The organism is Vibrio sp. 10N.261.51.A3 (assembly GCF_041471965.1).
Taxonomy (GTDB): domain Bacteria; phylum Pseudomonadota; class Gammaproteobacteria; order Enterobacterales; family Vibrionaceae; genus Vibrio; species Vibrio crassostreae_C.
Genome location: NZ_JBFRPK010000009.1, coordinates 56,516 through 63,150 on the forward strand (window position 1 = coordinate 56,516; position 6,635 = coordinate 63,150).

Consider the following 6,635-nt stretch of genomic DNA (forward strand, 5'->3'; position numbering starts at 1 on the left):
GTTGAAGCAGGTGCACAGTCCTGTACGTATTTTAAACCTGCCTACGGCGCTAATTAAGGCTCTGGTAAAACGGGAGGCGTGCTGTCCATATAGGTTAAGAAATTCACCCACACCTCATGCGTGCGCTGCTTGGTTAACGTCATCTTGCAGGAAAGCGCCATAACCCCTCGAATAGAACCTTCACGCCATTGGGTGTACACAGAATCACAATGTGCTGTCATGTACGCCTGCCAGCTCTCCTGAGCCTTCTTAATTGACGCCACCAGCTCAGCATCATAAGCATTGTGCTCAAAGCTGGCTGCAAGGTATTTATCCAGTTCCGCTTGTGCAGATTCCAACTCAATTGCCGCACAGTGATTGATCTCGATGGTATTCATCGCATTCTCGCAATCAACAACACCTTCGTAGGCCAACGCAGAGAATGAGAAGCACACCGCTATGAGTGCCGATATCAGTTTTGTCATAATCATCCTTTATGCTGCCACCACCAAAACGAATCGTGTCGTGACTTTATTTATTTAAACGTGGCTCAATATTTAGCTCATTCAGCCAGAGCAAATAACAATAAAATTTATCAGGATATAAGCATTTGTTATCCGCATAAATCATCAAAAATGACGCCTCGCCAACTCAAATAAATGAGATAACGCTCAGATTTTGCTGGTAAAACTAGAAAACATATTATTTATATCAATAATTCGTACCTACATTCACAATATTAATTATTTATATTGCCACCTAAACGTTAACTTTATAAATTAAATTGAATGCTCACATAAATCGGTAACGCTTCTCCAACTATGGATATCAAGTACCAAAACATTGCCAAGACTTCATTTTACTTTGCCATCTCTTTCTTTTTTTCCATGGCAATGCTCATTCCTTTTACACCGTATCACTACCAAACATTAACCGAAGACACATCAAGGTTAGTCGAAACCAGGTTAGAAGGGATCCAATCAAGGTTCGACCGTTTTTTATCTGAAGTTAGACCTGAACAATCTTGCGACGCGATCGTTAGACAGCTTCGACAAAACGTTTTTGAAGCCGATTGGGTAAAAGAAGCAGCGGTATTCAATAAACAGAACCGATTTTACTGTTCAACCACCGATGGTGACGTTTCATTTCGCCTATACAGCACCATCAGGCAGCGACTCAACGACGACCCGAAATTAACGACCCTGTCGTATTCCAACTCAGCCATCACGCAAGTTCAGTCCATCATGCTCATTTTCTCGAACAAAGAAGATGCCGGAGTGAGCCTAATGATTCCGCCACACTTCATCTATGACCTTGTTGAAACAAACCTGAGCAACCATGGAATACAGGCTAAAGTTGAAGTGATCAAAAGAGATATCCACCCTACCGATATTGACTCATCAATCGCCAAGGTGCGGATACAATCAAACACCTACCCGTTGACCATCACCTCATACATTGGGTATCAGTTTTATCTTCACTTCATGTTGAGCTATTTATGGTTTGGCTTTTTGATGGCCGGAATCACCACCATTATTCTCCTTTCCATCAAGCATAAAAAGCTGAGCCAACGCAGCTTAGAATATTCGCTTTCAAGTGCGCTAAAAAACCAACACCTTCATGTTCACATGCAGCCTATCGTTAACCAAAACACCAACGAGATCGTCGGCTGTGAATCACTATTACGATGGAACGACCCAATTGAAGGTAACGTCTCCCCAGCTATTTTCATCCCGCTTGCTGAAAGCTTAGGCTTGATTGAGGAGCTCACCTACTTCGTGCTGCGCAAAGTATTAATGACGTTGAAAAGCAATCAAGACGTGTTCGAATCAAAATACATCAGCGTCAACATCAGCCGCAACGTTGTGTCCAACAGTAACTTCTCTAACAAGGTAATCAGTATCTTTAAAAGACACCCTGAGATTCTCAAGCAGGTGGTATTTGAAGTAACCGAAGATGGTGAATGTTCTGATGCCGACATGGTCAAAATTAGAGACAACCTAACCAAACTATCGAACATGGGCGTAAGAGTCGCGATTGATGATTTTGGTACAGGCTACGCAGGGTTAGATTTCGTAAGACAGTTCCCGTTCAGCATTCTCAAAATTGATCGCGTGTTCGTGAAAAACATATCCGACGAATCCAGCTTTGGTCTCCCTTTGCTAGAATCCATGCTTCAACTATCACGTACCTTAGGCATGCAAGTCATCGTCGAAGGTGTCGAGTATGAGTCACAGGTGAAAATCTTATCTAAGCTAGGTGTCGACTATATCCAAGGCTTCTATTTTTATAAGCCGATGCCAATAAACCTGACTATCAGCTTACTCAGGCAGCAGCATTTTGAGTCCGATAACGTTGAGGAATCATCCTTTTCAACACCAAAATGTGAGCAGCTTTAAACAGGTTCGATGGGATAAGCGCTGAAGATACAGTTCAGAATAATGCTTAGTACAACGCGTCACTTTAGCTTACGGTACGTTTCCCCACTCTTACACCCAGGCAGGCTTTTACCATATTTGTGACTTAAATTATCGACGCGTGTTTTGGTTGGTTTTATGACTACTCGTAATCGCTAGCATGCTATCAGCGTGATTTTTGTTCCAATCAATCTTTTCGTTAATGTCTTTTTTATCAACAAAGACCCAGTGAGACATACACTCTACACACAATACCAAACACATCACAACGCAGCATGTAACATATGCAACAAGCAACTAATTCGTGACCATCAACAAGATAATACCGTATCATGTGCGTGATTAAATTAACCTAGGAATCAATCACATGGAAAATACTGAAGTAATTAATACGGGGCTCTCAGAGAAGGACAAAAATGCAAAAACTCATGCCATCATCGCGTATGCGTTAATGCTATTAGGCTTCTTTACTGGTATTAGTTTTCTTGCAGGTGGTATTTGGGGCATCGTTAAAAAGTCCGATGCTCAAGGGACTGTCTTTGCGGATCACTACGACAACATCACCAAAACATTCTTTGTTTCGATTGTGCTTACTATCATTGGCGCTCTAACAGCCGTTTTTGTTATTGGCTATGTTGTTCTTCTTGTTGCCGCGATCTACACGCTTTGGAAGTTGATTGCTGGTTTAGCAAAAATTACTTCAGACAAGAGTTTTAATTAATATGAAAAGATGCGAAGCCGCAGCTTTAAAGCGACGGCTTCACATCTTCGTCTATTCGTCTATTCGTCTATTCGTCTATTCGTCTATTCGTCTATTCGTCTATTCGAGCAGAGCTTAAAGAAAAATAGAAAGCGAACAAAGGTATAAGTTAGTAAACTAATTAGACTAGTTCGTCGCTTTTGAATCTGATGAATTAGCTGCTTTCGTTGCTTCTTCAGCAGTTTTCTTACCAAATACCGTATCCATCATAAAACCAATACGCTTAGCTGCATTACCAAATTTGTTTGGGTTAGCCGTGTATGGGACTTTAAATTCTACTTCACCTACTCTTTGTCCGTTCTGATAAGCATTGATCTCCGCTTGCTTTAAGAACAACGCTAAGTCCCAGCTCCAATGGCCTTCATACTCCAATGTCAGCTTATCAAGATCGTGCTTCGACTTATCAGGTACGACGGTGTAGGTATAATCGTTATCTTGCAGCCACGTTTCCATAGTATTTAAAAACCCTTCACGTGTTTCAGCGTCTTTAACGATAACAACATCAACTTCAGTCGTAGGTTCTGGAATCGCGCTCCCAGTGTAACGAGGGGCTCCACAACCAGCCAAAATTAAAACCGAAAGCGATAATAGTAGGTATTTTTTCACGTTATATATCCATTAACAGTTAACTGCGTGAATGATACCACATCAAAAAAATGACATATTATATAAGCAAAGGTTAATCAGACATTCCTTGTTACATAAGGCACTAAAAAACAACGAAAGAAAATGCGAAGGCTATGGGTCTCCTTTGATGAACATTTAAATCATCGCATCATTGAATGCATCACAAGGGATATCATGGAAAAGACACTTCAAACCAAACTGGCGACTAGCCTACTACTGCTGAGAATCGGCATTTTTATCGTCTTCTTATTCTGGGGCTTGGATAAGATCCTTGTCCCTGAGCACGCGACAAAAGTACTGTCTGGCTTTTACGGCATCGACATCTCGAACAATGCGATGATGGCTCTGGGTGTCGCGCAGCTCGGATTTTTAGGCGCATTCGTTGTAGGCATGTGGAAAAAGTACACCTACGGAGCCATTTTGGTCTTGCATGCAGGCTCAACTTTCGCCTCTTTTGGAAAATACATGGACCCGTTCAATAACCTTCTATTCTTCGCCTCTTGGCCAATGCTCGCAGCCTGTGTCGCACTCTTCTTACTGCGCGACTACGACACTTACAGCGTTGCCAACTAATACAAAGGGCGCCGTTATTGGCGCCCTCTTTGGTTGGGTTGATTCTTAAACGTTTGTTAGCCTAAGCAAACTGAAATTCCCCACCATGCTCTTCTATTATAAATGAAAGGTCTTGTGCGGCATTTTGGAATATTTCTTGGATGATTCCTTGAATTCCATACCACTGTTGAGACAACTGATAATCAGAATGTATGGTGTCATCAGAAAAATCAACGCCGCCCAAGTGAGCAACCTTGGCTAAACCAAAGACTAAATCAAAAGTAATGGGCTCACCTAAACGATGTGCTAACCTGTTTCTGATACGATTCATTTCGATCAAAAAATCAGCCATTGATTGCCAAATTAAACCGCGATTAAGCGCTAACTTAACCTTATTAGGAAAACTCATGTTAAATGGGTTTATCTTCTCACTATCATCAAGCTTCAACTCTATTAATTGAACTAATACTGACTCAAGCAATAAATGACCTGTTAGATATGCACCCAACTCAGTGTTGTTGAACAATTCGAGAATGTGCTCAAGATTTGGTGTTTCTCTGTCTTCCCAAATGTTATCTGTCATATAGACTCACTTACTATTGGATTAGGCAAACGCCGCGTTAAGGTATAAGCAACCCAATACCTTAGCGTCCGCATAATACCTTAAACACATAAACCAACGCATAGTAAAAATGCCACGTGTTGCGAATCACTCTTAAGCAACTTGTTATACCGCTTGATTGAGGCTAAAATGACCAAAATAAAGACCACTTAAGAGACCTATTAAATGACCACTAGAATTTTAGCCGATGTTGCTGCAAGCATTACTGAGTTGAAAGCTAACCCTATGAAAGTTGCAACTAGTGCTTACGGTGAACCTGTTGCTGTACTGAACCGAAATGAGCCAGCATTTTATTGCGTACCAGCCGAAGCGTACGAAATGATGATGGACAGACTCGAAGATCTTGAACTACTAACTATTGCGAAAGAGCGTGAATCTGAAGAGAGTATTTCGGTAAATATTGATGACCTATAAACTCGACTTTAAAAAGAGTGCACTCAAAGAGTGGAAAAAGCTTGGCTCAACGCTTCAACAACAATTTAAGAAAAAGCTAATCGAGCGTTTAGATAACCCGCATGTTCCGGATTCAAAACTCTCTGGAGCTGACAACATGTATAAGATTAAGCTGCGCCAATCGGGCTACCGTCTCGTCTACAAAGTTGAAGACGATGTCATCATTGTAACCGTCTTAGCAGTCGGAAAACGCGAACGTAGCGATGTTTACCGTAAAGCTATGAAAAGGTTAGATGATTGATTGCGGTATCAACGCTGTGTTAAGTGGTGAACAACGCTAACCACCAAACCTAAACCGTTGTACCCTAGACACTAAACTCAACTTGAACTGAGATCGCCAAGCGTTGTGAATCCGTCTTAAACGCCTTGTTGAACGAAGCCGCTACGCGGCAGAGTAAAACGAGTGCAAACCATACTCTTGTAACACCATCACCCTGATGGTCGTTCACAGGAGTAACCCCATGAAACCCGATGACTTAAAACGTTACAACACCCTTTATGAACAACACCTTACCAACCTAAAGCTGCAAGGTAAACGACCCGCGACCATTGATGCCTATTCCCGTGCGGTTCGTCGGATCACCGCTCATTTCGACCGAGCCCCTGATACATTAACGACCTCTGACCTCAAACAGTTCTTCGCGTCTTTTATTCAAACCCACTCGTGGAGCACCATAAAACTCGATCGTAATGGCTTGCAGTTTTTCTATCGCTACACGCTCGATAAACAGTGGGAGTGGCTCAATATCGTCAAGCCGCCACAAGTAAAACGACTGCCCGACATACTGACACCACAGCAAGTCAGCTCGCTGATTACTCACACTCGACAAGCACGTTATCAGGTGTTTTTTCTTACTCTGTACAGCATGGGGTTACGACTCAGTGAGGGATTAAATCTTACGGTTCATGATATCGACAGCCAAACAATGCGCGTTCACATACGGGAAGGAAAAGGCGGAAAAGACCGAATGGTGCCGCTTCCGCAGCGAACGCTTAAGGCACTCCGCACGCACTGGCTTACCCATAAGCATCCTTGCTACTTATTTCCTGGACTTGGTACATGTCACGACACCCCCATGGATCGTGGCGGAATTCAAAAGACGATGAAACTTGTACTTAAAGAGTGTGGTATCAAAAAGCATGCGAGTCCTCATTCACTCAGACATTGCTTCGCAACGCACTTACTTGAGCAAGGAGTCGACCTGCGTTCACTGCAATCACTGCT

The 6,635-nt window shown here is 42.4% G+C and carries 9 protein-coding genes; 6 read left to right on the forward strand and 3 right to left on the reverse strand.

Features of this window, described 5'->3' with window-relative positions:
- Positions 1–53: 53 nt before the first annotated feature.
- On the reverse strand, positions 54–464 hold the full coding sequence (locus AB4371_RS03265) for a lysozyme inhibitor LprI family protein (protein ID WP_017067713.1): 411 nt from the start codon (positions 462–464) through the stop codon (positions 54–56).
- 336 nt (positions 465–800) lie between these two features.
- Between AB4371_RS03265 and AB4371_RS03270 the strand changes: the two genes are divergently transcribed.
- On the forward strand, positions 801–2,378 hold the full coding sequence (locus AB4371_RS03270) for an EAL domain-containing protein (RefSeq protein ID WP_372148903.1): 1,578 nt from the start codon (positions 801–803) through the stop codon (positions 2,376–2,378).
- A 385-nt stretch (positions 2,379–2,763) separates the two neighbouring features.
- Positions 2,764–3,117, forward strand: coding sequence for a membrane protein (locus AB4371_RS03275; RefSeq protein WP_017068500.1), 354 nt, complete (start codon positions 2,764–2,766; stop codon positions 3,115–3,117).
- Between the two features lie 165 nt (positions 3,118–3,282).
- Here AB4371_RS03275 and AB4371_RS03280 read toward each other — a convergent pair whose 3' ends face one another.
- Positions 3,283–3,762: an Sbal_3080 family lipoprotein gene (locus tag AB4371_RS03280; RefSeq protein ID WP_017068825.1), complete on the reverse strand. Its 480-nt coding sequence runs from the start codon at positions 3,760–3,762 to the stop codon at positions 3,283–3,285.
- Positions 3,763–3,957: 195 nt separating this feature from the next.
- Between AB4371_RS03280 and AB4371_RS03285 the strand changes: the two genes are divergently transcribed.
- Positions 3,958–4,356 carry a hypothetical protein gene (locus tag AB4371_RS03285; RefSeq protein ID WP_136974402.1) on the forward strand — a complete coding sequence of 133 codons (399 nt, stop codon included), beginning with the start codon at positions 3,958–3,960 and terminating at the stop codon, positions 4,354–4,356.
- A 61-nt stretch (positions 4,357–4,417) separates the two neighbouring features.
- Here the strand turns inward: AB4371_RS03285 and AB4371_RS03290 are convergent, their stop codons facing one another.
- Positions 4,418–4,918: a hypothetical protein gene (locus AB4371_RS03290; protein ID WP_104216111.1), complete on the reverse strand. Its 501-nt coding sequence runs from the start codon at positions 4,916–4,918 to the stop codon at positions 4,418–4,420.
- 204 nt (positions 4,919–5,122) lie between these two features.
- Here AB4371_RS03290 and AB4371_RS03295 point away from each other — a divergent pair, with 204 nt between their 5' ends.
- From AB4371_RS03295 to AB4371_RS03305, 3 genes are all read left to right on the forward strand, one after another.
- Entirely contained in the window at positions 5,123–5,371 is a 249-nt protein-coding gene (locus AB4371_RS03295; protein WP_004730320.1) for a type II toxin-antitoxin system Phd/YefM family antitoxin, read from the forward strand.
- Positions 5,361–5,651 carry a type II toxin-antitoxin system RelE/ParE family toxin gene (locus AB4371_RS03300; protein WP_372148907.1) on the forward strand — a complete coding sequence of 97 codons (291 nt, stop codon included), beginning with the start codon at positions 5,361–5,363 and terminating at the stop codon, positions 5,649–5,651. The genes AB4371_RS03295 and AB4371_RS03300 overlap by 11 nt, the downstream gene beginning before the upstream one ends.
- 220 nt (positions 5,652–5,871) lie before the next feature.
- Positions 5,872–6,635: site-specific integrase (locus AB4371_RS03305; protein ID WP_372148910.1), on the forward strand; the 764-nt coding region annotated here is incomplete at its 3' end.